Origin of the sequence: Kordiimonas lipolytica (genome assembly GCF_042651265.1) — a bacterium.
Lineage (GTDB): Bacteria > Pseudomonadota > Alphaproteobacteria > Sphingomonadales > Kordiimonadaceae > Kordiimonas > Kordiimonas lipolytica.
In genome coordinates this window covers 57,535-77,845 of record NZ_JBHSCR010000014.1, presented here as the reverse complement: position 1 = coordinate 77,845, position 20,311 = coordinate 57,535, and the positions used below count along the sequence as shown (strand labels likewise).

The window sequence follows — 20,311 nt, the reverse complement described above, 5'->3', positions numbered from 1 at the left end:
CCGCAGGGCGCCTTTTTTAATGCTTGGTGATGATGATGTCTTCGCCGGTTTCGCGGCGGATACTTTCGCGCCGGGCTTCGGCTGCCAGTTCCATCTGCAGCGGCCGCGCACCGCCCACCCAGCGGTCCATCACGGTGGAGGCCACCATATCGCCGGTGACATTCAGCATGGTGCGGCACATGTCCAAAATCCGGTCCACCCCCATGATCAGCACAATGCCCTCAACCGGAATTCCAACAGATGTAACCACCATCGAGAGGATCACAATCCCCACCCCCGGCGTGGCGGGTGTGCCGATGGAGGCCCCAACAGACGTTAGGACAATAAGCAGATAGCCAGAAAGGCCGATATCGACACCGAACACTTGCGCCAAAAATACGGCAGCCACGCCCTGGTAAAGTGCTGTGCCGTCCATGTTGATGGTGGCCCCGATGGGCACGATAAACTGGCTGATGGAGGGCCGGACATCCAGCTTGTCTTCCGCCGTGCGGATCGACAGCGGCATCACGGCAGCCGAGCTTGAGGTGGAAAAAGCCAGCAGCAGCAGCTCCCTGATCTGGCCCACAAACTCAATCGGGTTCCGGCGCGCCACAAGCGTGACAACCGTCATATAGAAAAGAAACAGCACGCCAAGCCCCGCCAAAACCGTCAGCACATAAACGGCCATGCCGAAAAGGGCATCAAACCCAATCTTGGAGGTCAGCTGTGTCATCAGGCCAAAAACTGCGAATGGCGCCAAAAGCATCGCCCAGCGCACAACGGTCATGCACACCGCCTGCAACGACCCAAGAAGGTCAAGAAGCGGCTTGGCCTGCACGGGTTCCATCAGCACCAGTGCCACGCCCACAATCACGGCAAACAACACCACCTTCAGCATGTCCATGTCCGTCATGGCGACAAGCGGGTTGGTGGGCAGGATACCCAGTATCTTCTCAGGTATGTCGCCGATACCGATGATCTCAGCCGATACGGGCGCAGAGACCTGCGGCAGGCCACCAAGCGTGGCGCGCACGGTTTCAGCGTCTACATAATGGCCGGGCTGGATGACCATCGCAGCCACCAGCCCGATGGTGATGGCGATCGCCGTGGTGCAGATAAAATAGGGCACGATGCGCATGCCAAGGCTTCTGAGCTGTTCCATATTTTCGCTGGCTGCCAGCCCGCGGATGACGGAAGCGAAAATCAGCGGAATCACGATCATCTGAATAAGCGCCAGGAACAGATGCCCCGGCAGCGCCACCCAGCTGACAATGGTGGCGGAAATGTCGGCTGGCACCAGACCGGCTGTCGGCCCGAGGCCATAGCCCAGCACAAGCCCCGCGATCATGCCGATCACCACCTGCAACCACAGCCGACCCCGCACCAAGATGCGCAGATAGCGGCTCAGATATTTCAGCGACCGCGGGTGTAGCATCTCCACCGGCTGGTGCGCCTGTTGCTCTCCTGCCATCGGTTCTCCCCCGGTATCGGCTGGTGCGTTCGACCAATCCTTGATTGGCAGGGCTTTTATGTCAACCGGCTGGGACCATCGGCCGCATTCAACATATAAAAAGGGCGCCGAATGACGCCCTTTCCTATTCCTTATGCCTCAGCCGCTAGTCGGCTTCGGCTTCCGGTTTGTATTTGTCAAACCAGGCCAGAATGTTACCGATCTTCTGCACCAGGTTAGACGGCTTGGCAGCGATACCGTGCCCAGCGCCCGGGATGCGTACCATCACGCTATCGACTTTCTGAAGCTTCAGCGCCTGGTAATATTGCTCAGTTTCCGACATGGGCGTGCGGTAATCCTCTTCGCCGGTCAACAGCATGGTTGGTGTCTTCACATTGCCGACAAGGCTGAGCGGTGACCGTTTCCAGTAGTTTTCCTGGTTTTCCCATGGGAAGCCGTCGAACCAATATTTGGTGAAGAAGGGGCTGAAATCGGCGGTCAGCACGAAGCTGGTCCAGTTGATCACCGGCTTGGCCACCACGGCTGCGCGGAAGCGATCTGTCTTGCCGACAATCCAGGCCGTCAGCACGCCGCCGCCGGAACCACCCGTGACATACATCCGGTCTTCATCGATATAACCTTGGGCGATGACCTGGTTCACCGAATCCATCAGATCGTCATAGTCGTTCGACGGATAGTTCTGGTGAATCTCATTGGCGAAAGATTCGCCATAAGAAGTACTGCCCCGCGGGTTGCCGTAGACCACAACATAGCCGGCAGCGGCATACCCCTGAATTTCGGCGGAGAACTGCGGGCCATAGGCCGTGTGCGGGCCACCGTGGATTTCCAGAAGCAGCGGGTATTTCTTCGACGGGTCGAAGTCAGCGGGCTTGGCGACCCACGCGTGTATCTGGTGTCCGCCAACGCTGGCTGGGAAGGAAATCTCCTCCACGCTCGCCATCGCGCGGTGGCCTAGCACGTCGCCGTTCAGGTCTGTCAGCGTGGTGACATTCGATATCCGGTCCACCACCGCCAGGTCAGCCGGGCGATCGGTGCGCGACTGGGTAAAGACCACGCGGCCATCAGCCGTGGCCCGGAACGTGCCGCTGGTGTAGGGGCGACCCAGCGTGGTGCCGCCAACCGCATCGGTCATCACGCGGCCACCGCCCACCAGGTTTACATAAGCCACCAGCCTCTTGCCGTTATTGTCATAGCTGTAGAAGATGCCGCGGCCATCGGGCGCCCATTGGATTTCACCGATACCGCGATCAAGCGTCGGCAACAGGGCGCGGCTGCCGCTGCCGTCTGTATTCATGACATAAAGCTGGGCATTCTTGCTGGAGAGGCCATCATCGTCGAAGCCCAGGTAGGCGACCAGCTTGCCGTCCGGCGAAATCTGGGGCGCAACGTCCGGACCTTTGCGGTTCGTCAGGGTCGTGATGTCACCCGAAGCGACGTTCACGCTGTGGATTTCGGATTCACGGCCGTTGAGCTCCCACCCTTCCACGCGGTTGGCGGAAAAGATGATATTCTGCGAATCAGCGGTCCAGGCCAGCGCGCCGCCGTGGTTATAGTCACCGCTTGTTACCTGACGCGGGGTGCCGCCGTCAGCCGGCACCACAAACACATGGGTAAAGCCGCGCGGCAAATAGCCTGCGCCGTCCGCCCGGTAGGTCACCCGGTCAACCACCTTGGCCGGCCCAGCCCAAGTTGCCCCCTTCGGGGCGGGTGGCAGGCTATAGAGCGGTTTGGCGTCTGTCGGCACAAACATGGTGAAAGCGATCATGCTGCCGTCGGGCGACCAGGAAAGCGACCCGGGGCCATACTGCAGGTCGGTCACACGGGCGGTCTCCCCGGTATCCAGCCAGCGCACGTAAATCTGGTTCTTGCCTTCTACGGACGACACATAAGCCATGCGGCTGCCGTCTGATGAGAAACGCGGCATGCGGTAGCTGGCCTTGCCCGACAGCACTGGGCGGTGACCGCTGCCATCCAGGTTTACACGCCAAATATTGGACCGGGTGCTGTCTGTCATGATATCGAGCGACCGGCGCTCATACACAACAGCCTCACCGTCCGGCGTCAGCCGTGGGCCGGTGGCATATTCCAGATTGAAAATGTCTGAAAGTTCAAATTTTCTGGCGTCTTCATCGGCTGCCGCAGATATCGGTGCCATGACCGCAGCGCACAGAAAGCCCGCCGTGAGTGTCCCCGTGATACGCATTTCTTATATCCCCTTGTCAGTCAGGTAAATTCGTTGTCCGAAAACCTAGCAGAGCTTGTCCTTGCATCACAAGCGCGATAAGTTTTTAGTGGTTTCATGATAAATCCTTTACCTTTCCCGAATAGCAATAGAAGGAAGGGGGTAGGAATTTTTCGCAGCACAAGCTGCGACGCCAAACAGGAACGCTATGTCCGGCCCTATTGAAGAAATCAAAAAAGAACGTGAACGCTTCGTCGCCTTTGCTTTTGCCGCTGCCGAGATCTTTTTCGAGGTCAACGACAAAGGCAAGATCGTTTTCGAGGGTGGCGCCACAGAGCGCGTGGGCACAGACGCAGGCAGCCTGATTGGTGAACCGATCATCAACCAGATCGATGAAGACGACCGCGATGTCTATGCGGCGCTTCAACAACATCTGAACCACAAGGGTAGAATCGGTCCAATTCCGCTACGTTTCATCTCGCATGGTGGCCGCAGCCTGGCGCTTCGGCTGTTTGCGCTGAAGATGCCCGGCGATGACAGCCACACTTTCCTGGCGCTTCGGGCCGCGCCCCTGGGCGGCGGCGGTACGGACAATATGACCGATCCGGAAACCGGCCTCTTGCAGCGCGACAGCTTCATGGAACTGGCGGCGCGCACCATGAAAGACAACCCGGTCGGCAGCAATCTTTATATGACAGCTGTCGAAGTGGAAGGCATCGAGGATGCCAAGAAGAAGTTCGGCCCCAAATATATGCGGACGCTGCTCAAGCAGGTGGCCGCGCACCTCAAGACACTTTCGGTGGACGGCGAGATTGCCGGGCAGATCGGCGACAAGCATTTTGCTTTCCTGCACCGCACCAAATCGGACGGATCGCACCTGGGCAGCACCCTTGAGCATGTTGATGAAAACGTCACGCTGAAGACCGCCTATTCAACGGTGGCCTCCGACATCCCGAAAGAAGGCACCGAGGACCAGGTATTGAGGACCCTCACTTACGTGCTGAACCAGTTTGTAAAAGACCCGGGAGCAGTGGATTTCGAATCGCTATCCACGGCCTATGAAGATATGGCGTCCGAAGCCCAGCGCCGCGTGGTTGGCATGCGCCATATGATCGAGACAGGGACTTTCAAGATGGCATTCCAGCCGGTCTATTCGCTGTCGACGAACGAAGTGCATCACAATGAAGTGCTGAGCCGGTTCGACGACCGCATGGGCGACCAGAGCACGCTGGATATCATCCGCTTCGCCGAAGAAGTGGGTATCATCGAAGAGTTTGACATCGCCCTGTGCCACAAGGCGATCGACTATGTGAAGAAGATGAAGAAGCTGGGGAACCCGCTGACGCTTGCGGTCAACATCTCAGGGCGGACGCTGGACAACAGCCGCTATACTGACCAGCTGATGAAAGAATTTACCGCCGGCAAGGATGCCTCCCGCAATATCCTGGTGGAGCTGACCGAAACAGCCGCCATTGAGAATCTTGAGAAGGTTGAAGCCATCCTCAATGACCTGAAGGCCATGGACTACCGCATCTGCCTGGACGATTTCGGCGCAGGGGCGGCGGGCTACCAGTATCTGCGAGCCTTCAATGTGGACTATGTGAAGATTGACGGTTCCTATGTGGAAGACATGAACACACCGGGTTACCGGCCAACTTTCCTTCTGTCGATCGTGCGCCTGTGCAATGACCTTGGTGTCAAGACCATCGGCGAACACGTGGAAAACCGCTTCCAGGCAGACTTCCTGCGTTCGCTGGGAGTAGATTTCGCCCAAGGCTTCCATTTCGGCAAGCCCGATTTCTCACCGCAGACAGACTAGCATTATGTCAGTTAAAGAAACGATTATCGGCCTTGCAGCCTGCGTACTGGTTTGGGCCTTCGGCTTTTGGCGCGAAAAGAAACACGAGCTGGGCACGGTCTCCCTGGTGCCGCCTTTCTATATCCAGTTCCTTGGGATTGTAGGGTTCTTTGTCTTTGCCGCCCACCTGATCGCCATCACCACAGGGCTGGACTGGACCCCGCCTTTCCGGCGCTAGTCTTCCCGACGTCCGTCTTCTGGTTGTGCATCTGCCCCCAGAATCTCGACATTCATCAGTTGCGGGGCGCTGGTCTCAAACATCCTGAGACCAAGAGACCGATACATTGCCGCCCAGAAACGTGACCTGTAGAACCGACGTTTACCGCGCTTGCCACGGGCAATGAAAATACCTGACGGGTGCTTGTAGATATTGGCCGCAACGCGCGTGCTTTCCTTCAGCAGCATATCCTTGATATCGCTTGTGGCCTGAATCGTGTGCCGTGCCATGGGCTTGACCTTGCGCCGCTGCCGCTCCTTGGTGGTGCGGCGGCGCCACATCTTGAGCCACACCCCTGCAATCAATATGAAGATGGCCAGCAGAACCGCGAACATCGCCAGAATATACCAAAGGTTCAAGCCGTCCCCCAGTTGCAGGCGCTCAACGGTTTCGTCGATCGCCTGATCTGCCGTCAGGCGCGAATCGGATTCCATCTCACCCGAGGCCGAAAAGCTGTAGATCAACCCGTCGCGCCGGTCGAGCGCCCCAAGAATGCCGTTACCGCCATAAACTGCCACATAACCGTTCGACGCCACGGTCACCCCGTAAAGCGGGTCCCCACTGCATTTTGCCTTGATATCCAAGAGATTCGGGCGCGAAACAAAAACCTGATAGTCAGTCACCCGGGTACAGCGGAATCGGTACACCTGAATCACTTCGGCAAGCTTGAGCGCCACGGCCGCCGGGGGCGAGCCCCGGTTGACACCCACATAAATGTCATGTGCGAGCTGACGCGGATCGGCCCCATCGCCTTGTATCTGCGCGACGGCATGCGGAGCCAGCACAAGCGTGCCCACCAAAGACATTGTCAAAATGATCAACTGAATCAAACGCATACCAGACCTGCCGTTGTTATCAGGGCTTATTCAAAGTCATCTTCGGGCTACATGCAAGAGGAAGGCGCATCAATCGGAAAAAAGCTGCGTGCATAAAAAAGCGGAACCGCAATCGGGGGAGGACATGCGGTTCCGCGCGACACAGTCAGATCAAGGGAGCTATTAGGCTGTATCAGCACCCTCTTTATAGAATGAAGCCTGTTAACAACCGGTAAACAGAGTCTCGAAAAATCAAAAAGTTGGAATCTGGCGAAAAAATTTTTCGTTTGTCCCATATCAGGCCTATCAAGAAAAGAGCAAAAGTCCTTAAAATTGATAGCTTTTTTCCCTGATCCATTTGGAAGCGATCCACTTCACCCCAGCCGTCACAGGCGTGCTTTCATGCAGCGATTGTTCGTCAATTTCACCGTCTGCGAGTACATTCTGGAACACAATTGCGTCACCAACGCCGCCTTTGTGAGCGAATCCGGCGCGGACAAAACTTGTGCTGCCACCCTCATAACCGTCATTCAGGTAAATCAGTACCGTCTTTGGCCGCTGGCCGCTGCGCTCAAGTTCCGCATTCTGGCCGTCAGCACCCGGGACCAGGCAGTCATAGTGCGGGCCGTAGTACATGCCGGGTTGATAGTAAAGCACGCTCAGCATCTCACCATGGTCAGGCGCAACACCTGCGGCGGCGCACATGCGCGCCCCGATGGCATGCAGAACAAGGTCCAGGTCTGCGGGCCAGAAGGTCATATTGTAGGAATGGCGGTATGGATCGGCGCGCAGCTCGCCCGAGTTCGGGTCCACCACCCGCGCGGGCGCAAGGCTTGGCGCGGACGAGGCGATGATATGCTCGCACAGGCTCGGCCCGATAAGGCCGGGTACCGTTTCCACATGCGGGCGATCCAGTTCCACTTTTGCCTGCGGGCGCGCAAGCGCTTCTGGCGCAGTCGCGAGGTCAGACAGGATATCTTCCGGAATTTTCGGCAGCTCCGTTGGCTCAGGCAGCGCCGCGGCAGTGGCGCCTTCAAAGCGCACCAGAAGGTTGCCGGCAAGCGGGTGGCCAAGCTGGCGCCCTTGCATTGTCCACTGTTTGGCAAGCCCGGCTTCAATGGTGCCGTCCCCCTTCAGGTGACGGCTGACAAGCTGCATGGCTGCGATAATATTACCGCGGGTTGCAGCCGCCAAAAGAAGCGCTGTATTGAGGTCATCTTCAAATCCATATAGCTCGCGCAACAGCGCCAGCTCCGCCAATGCGAGCATATGGCCCTTGCGTGCACCGGTAACCAGAAGCGCCACAGCCGCCGGCCAATCCGCATCACAGCCATGGCCCATGGCCTTCAACACAGACAGCAGCCGCATGGACGCTTCGTGATCCTTGGCCGCAGCCTGGGCTAGAACCTGAACGGCGTGGCTGACATCGCGGTCAACCATATGGCCCGAGAGCATGAAGTTCGAAAGCGTGAACCGGGCATCAAGGTGACCAGCGGTCGCGGCCTGGCGCAGCATTTTGATCGCGGCGTCTTTCTGGCCTTCGCCAGACAGGTAGGCTGCCATCTTATATTGGGCGTCAGCGTCACCCGCCTTTGCTTGAGCCGCGAGCTTCTGGATATCGATGCCTTCAACCACCTAGTTTTCCCGCATCTTGAGCGCAGCGATAAAGGCGTTGTGCGGGATTTCCACTTTCCCGTACATGCGCATCTTCGCCTTACCCTTCTTCTGCTTTTCCAGAAGCTTTTTCTTACGGGTAACGTCACCGCCGTAACATTTGGCCGTCACGTCCTTACGCATGGCAGAGATGGTCTCGCGGGCAATCACCTTGCCGCCAATAGCCGCCTGGATCGGAATTTTAAAGAGCTGGCGCGGGATCAGGTCCTTCAGGCGCTCACAAAGCGCCCGGCCCCGACCTTCAGCCTGGCTGCGGTGAACCAGCATCGAAAGCGCGTCCACTGGCTCGCCGTTCACCAGGATCGACATTTTCACCAGGTCGGATTGCTCATAGCCGTATAGGTCATAGTCAAAGCTCGCGTAGCCGCGACTGACGGACTTCAGCCGATCATAGAAATCATAGACCACTTCGTTAAGCGGCAGGCGGTATTTCAGCATCGCGCGTGTGCCGGCGTATGTCAGGTCTTCCTGGATGCCGCGCTTGTCTTCACAGAGCTTCAGCACAGCACCCAAGTGCTCATCCGGCACCAGAATGGTGGCGTTGATCCAGGGCTCTTCGATATGGTCGATGCGCACCACATCCGGCATGTCGGCCGGGTTGTGCAGCTCTACCATTGTGCCGTCGGTCTTATGGATCTTGTAAATCACGCTCGGGCTGGTGGTGATCAGCTCAAGGTCGAATTCCCTGAGCAGGCGTTCCTGAATGATCTCCAGATGCAGCATGCCAAGGAAGCCACAGCGGAACCCGAAACCGAGCGCCGCGGACGATTCCATCTCGAACTCAAAGCTGGCGTCGTTGAGCCTGAGTTTCTGCAGGGCGTCGCGCAGGCGTTCGAACTCACTTGTATCAGCCGGGAACAGGCCACAGAATACGACCGACCGGCTGGGCTGGAAGCCCGGCAGGGCTTCAGTGCACGGCCTGGCGACATCGGTGATGGTATCACCCACATGGGTGTCGGCCACTTCCTTGATCGACGCTGTGATAAAGCCCACTTCGCCGGGGCCGAGCTCCGGCACGATTACGCCCTTGGGCGTAAACACACCAACACGCTCGATCTTGTGTTCGGCATCTGCCGCCATCATCTTGATGGTCTGGCCCTTCTTGATCTTGCCGTCGATCACACGCACCAGCACCATCACACCCAGATAGGCGTCGTACCAGCTGTCCACCAGCATGGCCTTCAGCGGCGCGTTTGGGTCACCTTCTGGGGCTGGCAGCTTTGTTACAATAGCTTCAAGCACATCGTCGATACCGATGCCGGATTTGGCGGAACATTCAACGGCCTCCGTGGCATCAATGCCGATCACGTCCTCGATCTGCTGGCGCACGCGGTCAGGTTCCGCGGCAGGCAGGTCAATCTTGTTCAGGACCGGCACGATCTCGTGATCATTCTCGATGGCCTGATAAACATTCGCCAGCGTCTGGGCTTCAACGCCCTGACTGGCGTCCACCACCAGGATAGAGCCCTCGCACGCGGCCAGGCAGCGGCTGACTTCATAGGCAAAGTCAACGTGGCCGGGTGTATCCATCAGGTTCAGGGTATAATTCTGGCCGTCCTTGGCCTTATATTCCAGCCGCACGGTCTGCGCCTTGATGGTGATGCCGCGCTCGCGCTCGATATCCATCGAATCGAGAATCTGCGACTTCATTTCCCGGTCGGTCAGCGCGCCGGTATTCTGTATCAGGCGGTCAGCAAGCGTGGACTTGCCGTGGTCAATGTGCGCAATGATCGAAAAATTGCGGATATTCTTCTGGTCGGTCATAACCGTTTCTAACTCATACTGTGACTGTTGTTGGCCCCGATGGGCAACGACCGCACATCAGGTGCGGTCGACATTGTTTCTATTTTAGCTCGGGATTACCCGATCTGGCGGCCGGTGGCCGTCTGCGTAGGCGCGGATATTGATCAGCACCTTCTCGCCCATGGCCATGCGGGCCTCAACGGTTGCTGAGCCCATGTGCGGCAAGAGCACAACATTGTCGAGCTCCAGCAGCTTCGGGTTGATCTCGGGTTCCTGTTCGAACACGTCAAGGCCAGCGCCTGCAATACGTCCCACCTCAATCAGGTCCGCCAAAGCTTCCTCGTCAATGATCTCACCGCGGGCGGTGTTGATGATCACGGCGTGCGGCTGCAGCTTTTTCATGCGTGTGCGGTCCAGAAGGTGGTGGGTTTTATCTGTCAGCGGACAGTTGACAGACACGAAATCCATCCGGCTGAGCATCTCATCCAGATCATCCCAATATGTCGCTTCAAGTTCCGCTTCCACGTCTTCCGGCAGGCGCGTGCGCTTATGATAGTGCACAGCCATGTTGAAGGCCTTGGCACGACGGGCAATCGCAGAGCCGATTCGGCCCATGCCGATAATGCCAAGACGTTTGCCCTGTATGCGGTGCCCCATCAGGAAGGTGGGCGTCCAGCCGGTCCATTCACCTGCACGCAGGATTTTTTCGCCTTCGAAAAGGCGGCGTGGCACGGACAAAAGCAGCGCCATGGCAAGGTCTGCCGTGTCTTCCGTCAGCACGCCCGGCGTGTTGGTTACCACAATGCCTTTTTCATGCGCTGCCTTGGTGTCAATATGGTTCACACCGGCACCGAAGTTGGCGATCATCTTCAGGTTCTTGCCTGCCGCCGCAATGACTTCCGCATCTACATTGTCGGTCACCGTCGGCACCAGAACGTCCGCCGTCTGCACAGCCTTCATGAGGCCTTCCTTGCCAAGCGGCTTGTCCGCGAGATTGAGCTGCACATCAAAAAGCTCCGCCATGCGGGTTTCGATATTGTCCGGCAACTTGCGCGTGACGACAACCTTGGTACGCTGCCGGTTTCCTTTTTGAGCCATGGGCCTTCATTACCTTTTTCAGAACCACGAGACAGAGAGCTTGCCTCAGACCATGCGCATCTAGTACCAGAAGGTGGAGGCCAGTTCAAACGCCAAGCGACGGGGAAAGGGGTGTAATGCTGCGCTTTTTGTCGATTTTGATACTTTTCAGCGGGATTCTGTCGCAATCCCTGCCTACACACGCCCAAACGGCAAGTGAAACGCCACGCGTCGGTGAAAGCGGTCAGCCCTTGCCGCGGCTGATCTCGCTCGCCGCCAGCAAGGCTTTCATGCGCACCGGCCCCGGTCGCCAGTACCCGATCCTGTGGGTCTATGAGCGCACCCGGTTGCCGCTGGAGGTGATCGACGAGCACCGCGCCTGGCGCAAGGTACGCGACCATGAGGGCACGACCGGATGGATGCATGTGTCGCTTCTGTCGTCCCGCCGGACAGCCATGATCATCGGCACCACCCGCAAACTCTATGAAGACCCGAGCCCCGCGTCCCCCGCGCGCCTGATCGCCGACGCAGGCGTGATCGGAGAAGTGCAGGCCTGTGACGGAATCTGGTGCCGGCTGGAAATAGATGGCACGGAAGGCTGGATCGAACGGCGGTACCTTTGGGGCGTTTACGAGCGCGAAATCATTGATTGACCCTAGGGCCTCCGATCCCTGAAAATTCTACATAAATTTTACAACACTTATAAATTAAGTGTTTGTAATATTTGACGTTTTCTTAATTGCCCACCTACAAGATGTGCCTTCAGGCAAAAACATAGCCGCCTAAACAGGCACATAGTAGGAGGCACACGTGATCACATCTATTACCCCAACGTCACCGTTGGCGGCCAGCACTGCTGGCATTTCCCCAAAAGCACATGACGACGAAAATGATGTCAGTGATGAGACAATCGAAGCCCTTAAGGCCGAACATGAAGCCCAGTGGGAAGAACTAGAGGCCCGGCAGGAACAGGAACATGCTGACCTCGACGCCCAATGGAATGAGGCCATCAATGCCCTTGAGGCCGAACATGCGGCCGAGTGGGACGCCCTGTACGAAGAAAAGCACGCCGCGCTCGAGGCACTAGCCGCCGAACAGGAAACGGAAACCACGGCGCTTGCAGAAGAGCATGAGGCAGCAATGCTTACCCTCAAGGAGCAGCTGGACGCAGCCTATGACGCGCTTGATGCTGCCCTGTTCGCAGAATGGGAAGCCCTTGAGGCACAACTGGCTGACGAATGGGCCGCAGCCGAGGCGGCAGGCACCGCCGATGATGCCCTCGAAGAAGAACAGAACGCCCTGAGGGCCGCTCAGGAAGAAGACCATGCAGCCCAACTGGCTGAGTTCGAGGCAGACTATGAGGCGACTATCGCTGATCTTGCCGCAGCTCAGGAAGAGGAATGGAATGCCCTTGAAGAGGCGCATGAAGCCGAATGGGATGCCCTTGAAGGTGACCTACATGGCCGGATTGATGCCCTAGACGAAGAACAGAATGCAGAATGGGAAGCGCTGGAAGAAGCCAAGGAGGCGGACTATCAGGCGCTGGAGGAAGCCCACGAAGCCGAACGCGACGCCCTTGAAGCTGCGCAGGACGCAGAATGGGAAGAAGTCGTGGGCGATGGAGACGACGGGGATGACGGGGGTGACGACCGCGTCAAGGGCAGCCAGGATGACGACACCATGGCTGGCGGCAGTGGCGACGATACGCTGTCCGGCTTCAACGGCAACGACACCATTGATGGTGGCGACGGCGACGACTTCATCTGGGCCGGGTCTGACGCCAACGGTAATGACAAGGCCTATGGTGGCCAGGGTGACGACATTATCGGTGGTGGCGGCGGCCATGATTTTCTGATCGGTGATGGCGACGGCGCCGATGACGTGGAAGGCGACGACACCCTCTTTGGCGGTGCCGGAGACGACACAATCGTCGGCGGTTCATGGGTTGACCTGAACCAGAACGGCATCGTCGATATAGATGACTTCCTGCCTGATGACAGCGGCCCAGGCGCCAATGACGACGGCGGTGCCAACGACGACGGTGGTGCCAATGATGACGGCGGTGCCAACCACGACGGTGGTGCCAATGACGACGGTGGTGCCAATGATGACGGCGGCTCCAATGATGACGGTGGCGCCAATGATGACGGCGGTGCCAATGATGACGGCGGTGCCAATGATGACGGCGGTGCCAATGATGACGGCGGTGCCAATGATGACGGCGGTGCCAACGACGATGGCAACGACACAATTGATGGCGGCGACGACACCGTCGACGGCAACACAGGTGACAGCATCTGGTCCGGTATCGGCGACGACAAACTGTTCGGCGGCAGCGGCAGCGACATCATGGGCGCAGGCGTGGGTGACGACACGCTCTATGGCCTCGCCGGCGATGACCTGCTGTTCAGCGGCCAGACCGGTGACGACATGATCGACGGCGGGGCTGGTGACGACACAGTCTATGCCAGCATGGGTGATGACACCATCATCGGCGGAGACGGCGACGATGTGCTGTTCGGCGGCAACCAGAACGACCTGATCGAGGGCGGCGCCGGTGATGACCAGCTATTCGGCGGCAAGGACAGCGACACGCTGGCTGGCGGCGAAGGCAACGACACGCTCTATGGCGGCAAAGCCAATGGCAGCGAACGCTTTGTCTTTGAAGAAAACGCAGGTGACGATGTCATCTACGGTTTCGATGGAGACGATGACGTGCTGGACTTCACTGGGGCGGGTGTCACCTTCAACGACATCACGGCCGAAGCGACAGACGGCGGGCTCCTAATCTCCTGGTCGGGTGGCACCCTGCTGCTGGCTGGCGTGGATGACCCGATAGACAGTAGCTGGTTCGATTTCTAGAGCCTGGACTTCCCACGACCAAGCGCTCGCTGGCCGCCCTTCGGGGCGGCTTTTTTTTGCGTTTCCGCCCTCTTGACGCAATTACATAAGAACTTATATAATTTCTTACATCACAGTAAGGAACGGGCCCATGAGCATTCCCAATGAAATTTTTTTCGAGCTTGGCGTTGGCACCCGCATGCGCCGCCTTCAGGAGCAACTGACCGCCGACGCCGACCGCATCTATGAAGAGGCTGGACTGAAGTTCCGGGTCAGCTATTTCTATGCCATGTATGCGCTTTCTGAATACGGCAGCATGCCCATTGGCGAGATAGCGCGCCTGGCGGGTTTTTCCCACTCTGCTGTCAGCCAGACAGTCAAGCGCATGGCGGGCGAAGGGCTCGTGGAAACCACAGCCATGGATGATGGTCGCCAAAAGTGCGTGCAACTGACCGCCGCGGGCCAGGCCATGGTAGATGAAGCGCGCCCCATTTGGCAGGACCTTGAGGCCGTCAACACCGAAGCCGGCGCTTCCAAACTATTGGCGGGCATTGACGCCATGGAAGCCACCTATGCCGACAAGAGCCTGTATGAGCGGGTCAAGGAACGCCAGGCCGCACGCCAGAAAACCGTGCCGGAATTTGAACTGGTGCCCTATGACATCCGCTTCAAACAGGCCTTCTATGACCTCAACGCCTGGTGGGTGGAGAAATACTTCAAAATGGAGCCCATTGACGAGACTGTCCTGTCTGATCCGGAGACGCATATCCTTGCGAAAGGCGGTGAGATCTATTTCACCCTGATCGGCGGCAAGCCTGTTGGCGCCGTTGCCATGAAGCTGCAGTCCCCTGGGGTTTATGAACTGACAAAGCTGGGGGTGGACCCCAACGTGCAGCAGGGCGGCATGGGCCGCGCGCTGTGCGAAAAGGTGATCGAACGCTTTCAGGCGCGGGGCGGCAAAACGCTTTACTTGGAAACCAACACCAAGCTTGAACCGGCAATCAGGCTTTATGAAAAACTAGGTTTTGTGGAACTGACCCCCAGTGAGCCCAGTCCCTATGAGCGGGCCAACCATTATATGGAATGGAAAGGACGCCCGAATGACCGCATCGCTGCCGAATAATGCGCGGAACGGCATTCGCATTGTGCCCTACAGACCAGGCTACAAGCAGGCTTTCCATGACCTGAACATGGCGTGGCTGGAAAAGTATTTCACGGTCGAGCCCGTGCATCGGCACGCGCTTGAAAACCCGGAAAGCGAGATCATTGAGGGCGGCGGCGAGATTTTCTTCGCCGTGCGCGGGGATGACGTTCTGGGTACGGTCGCGATCCGCGCGGACGGGGGCGGCGTTTATGAACTGACAAAGCTTGGCGTAGACCCATCGGCACAGGGCCTCGGGCTGGGCCGCCTTTTGTGCGAGGCGGTCATCGACCATTTCTGCGTCATGGGCGGCACGCGCCTTTATCTTGAAACACACACCAAGCTTGTGCCCGCCATGCGGCTTTATGAAACGCTGAACTTCACCCTGATGGACAAGCCCGAAGACGCACACTATCAGGGGACAGACTGCTATATGGAATGGACTGGCCAGCAATGACAAAAACAACCGAAACCCGCGTCACAACAGCGGAGAGCGCCGAAGACATCGCGGCCGTCAAAGCCATCTTTCGGGCATTCGTTGAGTTCCTGCCCATCAATCTGGACTTCCAGGGCATTGAAGCCGAAATGGCGCGGTTCCCGGAAGGCTATGTGCTTCTGTTGATCGCCAAGAAGGGGGACGTACCCATTGGCGCCGTGGCACTGAAGGAACACAGCGCAGACGTGTGCGAGATGAAACGGCTTTATGTTCTGCCTGAAGGCCAGGGCACGGGCGCCGGGCGGCGGCTGTGCGAAGAACTTCTCACGCAAGCAAAAGCGCTGGGCTACAAGACCATGCTGCTGGATAGCCTGAAACGCCTTGAGGCTGCCGTAGCGCTATATGGCAAGCTCGGCTTCACCGAGATCGAGCCCTATAACTTCAACCCGGAAGACGATGTGGTTTATATGTCGAAGCCGCTTTAGTCGGCTTCTTCAACGGGACTGGACGTCCAGATCAACGCCTCGATCTTCCAGTCCCCACCCAGGCGGCGGGCAACCATCATCTGCGTGCCCTGCGTTGAGGTGGTTTCTCCGTCCCATTTGAAGGACAGCGCGAAGTTCCCATAAAGATACGCCAGCCCGCCGGACACTTCGACCCGCTCAACAGACTGGTCATAGGCCAGAACCCTGGTTGGCGGCGCGTCAGCGGGGAACCAGAAATCCCGGATCTGCTGATGGGTGCCCAACAAGGGCATACCCTGCGGCATGACGGCGGCGCGCGGTGTCAAAAGCGCCATAATGTCAGGCTGCACCGTACTGTCATTCCTGAGCCAGATTTGCCGGTAACTTTCATAAAGGTCGACAACCTCTTGCCGGTCATCTGCTGACGCGGGCACTGCGGAAAAGATCAGCAAAATCCAAAGGGATAAAATCAGTCGCATCATTTGGTCCTCCTCCCGGCATGCTGCCCATAAAAAAGGGCGGCGACAAGCCACCCTTTTTCAAATTCATGTGTTGCGCGTACTAATCGCCAGAAACGATACGGTCCATCAACTGCTTCACACTTGGGATAAAGCCGTTCGAATAGAATGGATCGGACCCGAAACGAAACGCGTTATGCCCCGCGAACACGAGATTATCGTCCACGCTGCCGTCGTGGGCCACATCCTCAAGCGTCTTCTGGATGCAGAAGCTGCGTGGGTCCGCGAGGCGGCCTGTGGAATTCTTCTCATTCGTGGCCCACGAAGAGAAGCGGCACTGGCTCAGGCAGCCAACACAGTCGGCCTGGTCCTTGCGGATTTCTGCACACTTTTCAGGCGTGACGAAAATCAGGCTCCCGTCAGGGGTTTTCATCGCGCGCTCAAAGCCTTCAGCCATCCAGGCGCGGGCTTTGCCTTCATCAGCGCGGCGCACGATATAGGTCTTGCGCTCAACCACCAGCTCGGTATCGAACTCCTCGTCCTTTTCCGTGCGGAAGTCGATCTGATGCTCGTTCCGCTGCACCAGCTCACCAATGAAGCTGTTCTTGAGTGCGCTTGAGAAAAAGCCGGTCGGGCTGAAATTCTGCAACAGCACATCGCCAGGCTTCAGGCTCAGGAGCTTCTTTTTCCAGCTGTCGGAAATCGGGCTCTCTTTGGTCACCAGCGGGCGCGTGCCGAACTGGAACATGATTGGGCCGATTTCCTTGTTATCGATCCAGTCTTTCCATTCCTTCAGGTTCCACACGCCACCGGCCATGATGATCGGCACATGGTCAAGCCCCAGCTTGCGCATGATGGCGCGCAGCTCAACAACCCGCGGGTATGGATCACCCGGCTTGTTGGGGTCTTCGGCGTTCGAGAGGCCATTATGGCCGCCCGCAAGCCACGGATCTTCATACACAACGCCGCCAAGGCGCTCTGCGAAATTCTTGTATGCGCGCTTCCACAACAGGCCAAAGGCCCGGCCGGAAGACACGATCGGATAATAATGGGCGCCATATTTGGCGGTCAGTTCACCCAGCTTGAAGGGCATGCCAGCACCACTGGTCACGCCGTGGATCATGCCTTTGGTTTTCTCGAGCACTTCGTGCAGGATACGCTGCGCGCTGCCGACTTCCCAAAGCATGTTGATATTGATAAGGCCTTCGCCGCGCGACAGTTCCCATGCCTTGCGCACCTGGTCGATGGTGCCCTTAATGGAATATTGGACCATCTCTTCATGGCGGTCCTTGCGCGTGCGGCCCAGATATTCATGGGGCTCGATATTGCCGTGCGCGTCATACTGATCTGCGATCACAGCGGAAATTGTGCCGATGCCACCGGCTGCGGCCCACGGGCCCGAACTGGCACCTGTTGAAATGGCAACGCCTTTACCGCCTTCGATCAGGGGCAGAACCTCTTTGCCGCCAACGCGGATGCTATTCAAACTGAAACTCATCAAACTCTCCCAAAACCCCAGCCCGTTCAGCCATCTGTCGCATAAAACGAACCTTCCTAAAGGGGTGAAACCGGCGTGATGGTACCATACGCCGGTTTCAAATCAATTAAGCAGTTCTTCAAATGAAGAAAAGCCCCCCATGCACAAAAAGCACGAGGGGCTTTGCTCAGAATTGCTTAGTCGCGGCGGCCGCCCTTTTTAGGGGACTCTTTTGGTGGACGCGCATCCGGGTTTTCTTCACCCGTTTCCTGGTTCACCATCCGCATCGACAGGCGGACCTTGCCGCGGCCATCGATCTCAAGGCACTTCACGTATACTTCGTCACCTTCGTTCACAACGTCGGTCACTTTTTCCACGCGCTCTTCAACAAGCTCAGAGATGTGCACGAGGCCATCGCGGCTGCCCATGAAGTTCACGAATGCGCCGAAGTCCATGATGCGAACAACCTTGCCTTTGTAGATCGCGCCTACTTCAGGCTCAGCAACGATGCCGTTGATCCACGCTTTCGCAGCTTCAATTTCGGAAGCCACGGAAGAGGCAATCTTGATCGTGCCATCGTCTTCGATGTTCACTTTCGCGCCAGTCACTTCAACGATCTCGCGGATCACTTTACCGCCCGTGCCGATCACTTCGCGGATCTTGTCCACTGGGATCTTCATGGTCTCAATGCGTGGTGCGTGCTCGGAAAGTTCCGTACGCGCGCCAGTGAGCGCCTTGTTCATCTCGTCAAGGATGTGGGCACGACCGCCTGCAGCCTGTGCAAGAGCCTTTTCCATGATTTCCTTGGTGATACCGGTGATCTTGATGTCCATCTGCAGCGCAGTCACACCTTTGTCAGTACCGGCCACTTTGAAGTCCATGTCGCCGAGGTGGTCTTCGTCACCCAGGATGTCAGAGAGAACAGCGAAATCGTCGCCCTCTTTGATCAGGCCCATGGCGATACCGGAAACCGGACGGCTGATTGGCACACCTGCGTCCATCATGGCGAGAGCTGCACCACACACGGTCGCCATGGAGCTTGAACCGTTGGATTCAGTGATCTCGGATACCAGACGGATGGTGTAAGGGAAGGCTTCGGCTTCCGGCAGTACAGCGCGAACAGCGCGGTAAGCCAGCTTGCCGTGGCCCACTTCACGACGGCCTGTAAAGCCAACGCGGCCACACTCGCCCACAGAGAATGGTGGGAAGTTATAGTGCAGCATGAAGTTGGAGCGCCAGCTGCCCTCAAGCGCGTCGATGATCTGCTCATCTTCGCCGGTGCCCAGGGTTGCAACAACAAGTGCCTGCGTTTCACCGCGGGTGAAAAGCGCGGAACCGTGGCTGCGTGGCAGAACGCCAACTTCAGACATGATCGACCGAACGTCCGCGAGGCCGCGACCGTCGATACGCTTGCCTGTTTCCAGGATGTTGCCGCGAACGATCTTGCTCTCAAGCTTTTTGGTCAGGTCACCAACCATCTGCTCGGTCAGCTCTTCATTGGCTTCAAGAACAGGGGCTACTGCTTCAGCGATCTTCGCTTTCGCTTCGCTGATTTTAGCAACGCGGTCCTGCTTGGTCGTGATCTCGTAAGCGGCGCGCAGGTCAGCTTCACCAGCGTCTGCGATGGCTTTCACCAGATCATCCTTGTTCGGGCCTTCAGCCAGTTCCCAAGGATCTTTCGCAGCAACTTCAGCAAGCTCGATGATCGCGTCGATTACTTTTTGCTGCTCGTCATGACCGAAAGTCACAGCGCCCAGCATCACTTCTTCGGAAAGCTCTTTTGCTTCAGACTCAACCATCAGAACAGCGTCTTTGGTGCCTGCAACAACGAGCTCAAGCTCGGATTCCTTAACTTCTTCAAGCGTTGGGTTAAGGATGTATTCGCCGTCCTTGTAGCCGACTTTCGCACCGGCAATCGGGCCAAAGAATGGCAGACCGGAAAGCGTGAGAGCGGCGGAAGCGCCGATCATGGCAACGATATCGCTATCGTTTTCCAGGTCGTGGCTCAGAACCGTACAGATCACCTGAACTTCGTTTTTGAAGCCCGATGGGAACAGTGGACGGATCGGACGGTCGATCAGGCGGCTCACAAGCGTTTCTTTTTCGCTTGGGCGGCCTTCCCGCTTGAAGAAGCCGCCAGGGATCTTACCGGCAGCGTAGAATTTCTCGATATAGTTTACGGTCAGTGGGAAAAAGTCCTGACCTGGCTTCTGAGACTTGGCACCAACAACGGTACACAGCACTTCAGTGTCGCCATATTTGGCCATTACGGCCCCGTCAGCTTGTCTAGCTACATGACCGGTTTCCAGAGAGAGGGTACGGCCACCCCATTCGATTTCTTTGCGATGAATATTGAACATTTTCTAACCTTTCAGCAGCTGCCCGGGTATCGCACTACACTGCCGGACAACTTCGGCGCCTTCCCTATGAAGACGCCCCGCTTAAATAAAAATCCCAGGCCTCCCGGATTAGAAGCCA

Annotated in this window: 16 protein-coding genes; 7 read left to right on the top strand and 9 right to left on the bottom strand. The window is 57.5% G+C overall.

The genetic code is table 11. The features are described from left to right. Nucleotides 1-16: 16 nt before the first annotated feature. Together ACFO5Q_RS12860 and ACFO5Q_RS12855 are read right to left on the bottom strand one after the other, a co-directional pair. Nucleotides 17-1,450 (bottom strand): dicarboxylate/amino acid:cation symporter, encoded by a 1,434-nt coding sequence (locus ACFO5Q_RS12860; protein ID WP_068143251.1) that lies wholly within the window; start codon nucleotides 1,448-1,450, stop codon nucleotides 17-19. 145 nt (nucleotides 1,451-1,595) lie between these two features. After that, complete coding sequence (locus tag ACFO5Q_RS12855) at nucleotides 1,596-3,653, bottom strand: alpha/beta hydrolase family protein (RefSeq protein WP_068143249.1); 2,058 nt, start codon at nucleotides 3,651-3,653, stop codon at nucleotides 1,596-1,598. 187 nt (nucleotides 3,654-3,840) lie between these two features. Between ACFO5Q_RS12855 and ACFO5Q_RS12850 the strand changes: the two genes are divergently transcribed. Both ACFO5Q_RS12850 and ACFO5Q_RS12845 read left to right on the top strand, forming a co-directional pair. Beyond that, a complete protein-coding gene (locus ACFO5Q_RS12850; protein WP_068143247.1) occupies nucleotides 3,841-5,451 on the top strand; it encodes an EAL domain-containing protein in 1,611 nt (536 codons plus the stop codon). 4 nt (nucleotides 5,452-5,455) lie between these two features. Beyond that, nucleotides 5,456-5,668: a hypothetical protein gene (locus ACFO5Q_RS12845; protein ID WP_068143245.1), complete on the top strand. Its 213-nt coding sequence runs from the start codon at nucleotides 5,456-5,458 to the stop codon at nucleotides 5,666-5,668. Here ACFO5Q_RS12845 and ACFO5Q_RS12840 read toward each other — a convergent pair. The 4 genes from ACFO5Q_RS12840 to ACFO5Q_RS12825 form a co-directional block, all read right to left on the bottom strand. Further along, nucleotides 5,665-6,543: a hypothetical protein gene (locus tag ACFO5Q_RS12840; RefSeq protein ID WP_068143243.1), complete on the bottom strand. Its 879-nt coding sequence runs from the start codon at nucleotides 6,541-6,543 to the stop codon at nucleotides 5,665-5,667. The two genes, ACFO5Q_RS12845 and ACFO5Q_RS12840, sit on opposite strands and share 4 nt — an antisense overlap. Nucleotides 6,544-6,849: 306 nt before the next feature. Beyond that, nucleotides 6,850-8,157 (bottom strand): 2OG-Fe(II) oxygenase, encoded by a 1,308-nt coding sequence (locus ACFO5Q_RS12835; RefSeq protein ID WP_068143241.1) that lies wholly within the window; start codon nucleotides 8,155-8,157, stop codon nucleotides 6,850-6,852. Beyond that, complete coding sequence (gene lepA, locus ACFO5Q_RS12830) at nucleotides 8,158-9,960, bottom strand: translation elongation factor 4 (protein ID WP_068143239.1); 1,803 nt, start codon at nucleotides 9,958-9,960, stop codon at nucleotides 8,158-8,160. Between the two features lie 84 nt (nucleotides 9,961-10,044). Further along, on the bottom strand, nucleotides 10,045-11,037 hold the full coding sequence (locus ACFO5Q_RS12825) for a 2-hydroxyacid dehydrogenase (protein ID WP_068143237.1): 993 nt from the start codon (nucleotides 11,035-11,037) through the stop codon (nucleotides 10,045-10,047). Between the two features lie 116 nt (nucleotides 11,038-11,153). On the opposite strand from ACFO5Q_RS12825, the gene ACFO5Q_RS12820 reads away from it, so the two are divergent. The 5 genes from ACFO5Q_RS12820 (at nucleotide 11,154) to ACFO5Q_RS12800 (ending at nucleotide 15,919) form a co-directional block, all read left to right on the top strand. After that, the gene (locus ACFO5Q_RS12820) at nucleotides 11,154-11,669 is read left to right on the top strand and encodes an SH3 domain-containing protein (RefSeq protein WP_068143235.1); all 516 of its coding nucleotides are present in this window, start codon (nucleotides 11,154-11,156) and stop codon (nucleotides 11,667-11,669) included. A gap of 157 nt (nucleotides 11,670-11,826) precedes the next feature. Then, on the top strand, nucleotides 11,827-13,878 hold the full coding sequence (locus ACFO5Q_RS12815; protein ID WP_380084376.1) for a hypothetical protein: 2,052 nt from the start codon (nucleotides 11,827-11,829) through the stop codon (nucleotides 13,876-13,878). Nucleotides 13,879-14,008: 130 nt separating this feature from the next. Next, on the top strand, nucleotides 14,009-14,980 hold the full coding sequence (locus ACFO5Q_RS12810) for a bifunctional helix-turn-helix transcriptional regulator/GNAT family N-acetyltransferase (protein WP_068143230.1): 972 nt from the start codon (nucleotides 14,009-14,011) through the stop codon (nucleotides 14,978-14,980). After that, the gene (locus ACFO5Q_RS12805; protein ID WP_068143228.1) at nucleotides 14,958-15,455 is read left to right on the top strand and encodes a GNAT family N-acetyltransferase; all 498 of its coding nucleotides are present in this window, start codon (nucleotides 14,958-14,960) and stop codon (nucleotides 15,453-15,455) included. Before ACFO5Q_RS12810 ends, ACFO5Q_RS12805 begins: the two co-directional genes overlap by 23 nt. Beyond that, a complete protein-coding gene (locus ACFO5Q_RS12800; protein WP_068143226.1) occupies nucleotides 15,452-15,919 on the top strand; it encodes a GNAT family N-acetyltransferase in 468 nt (155 codons plus the stop codon). Before ACFO5Q_RS12805 ends, ACFO5Q_RS12800 begins: the two co-directional genes overlap by 4 nt. Here the strand turns inward: ACFO5Q_RS12800 and ACFO5Q_RS12795 are convergent. From ACFO5Q_RS12795 to pnp, 3 genes are all read right to left on the bottom strand, one after another. Beyond that, on the bottom strand, nucleotides 15,916-16,380 hold the full coding sequence (locus tag ACFO5Q_RS12795) for a YybH family protein (protein WP_068143225.1): 465 nt from the start codon (nucleotides 16,378-16,380) through the stop codon (nucleotides 15,916-15,918). The genes ACFO5Q_RS12800 and ACFO5Q_RS12795 overlap by 4 nt on opposite strands. Nucleotides 16,381-16,459: 79 nt before the next feature. After that, nucleotides 16,460-17,854, bottom strand: coding sequence for an NAD(P)H-dependent flavin oxidoreductase (locus tag ACFO5Q_RS12790; RefSeq protein ID WP_068143222.1), 1,395 nt, complete (start codon nucleotides 17,852-17,854; stop codon nucleotides 16,460-16,462). Nucleotides 17,855-18,030: 176 nt separating this feature from the next. Beyond that, the gene (pnp, locus tag ACFO5Q_RS12785; RefSeq protein WP_068143220.1) at nucleotides 18,031-20,193 is read right to left on the bottom strand and encodes a polyribonucleotide nucleotidyltransferase; all 2,163 of its coding nucleotides are present in this window, start codon (nucleotides 20,191-20,193) and stop codon (nucleotides 18,031-18,033) included. Nucleotides 20,194-20,311: the final 118 nt, after the last annotated feature.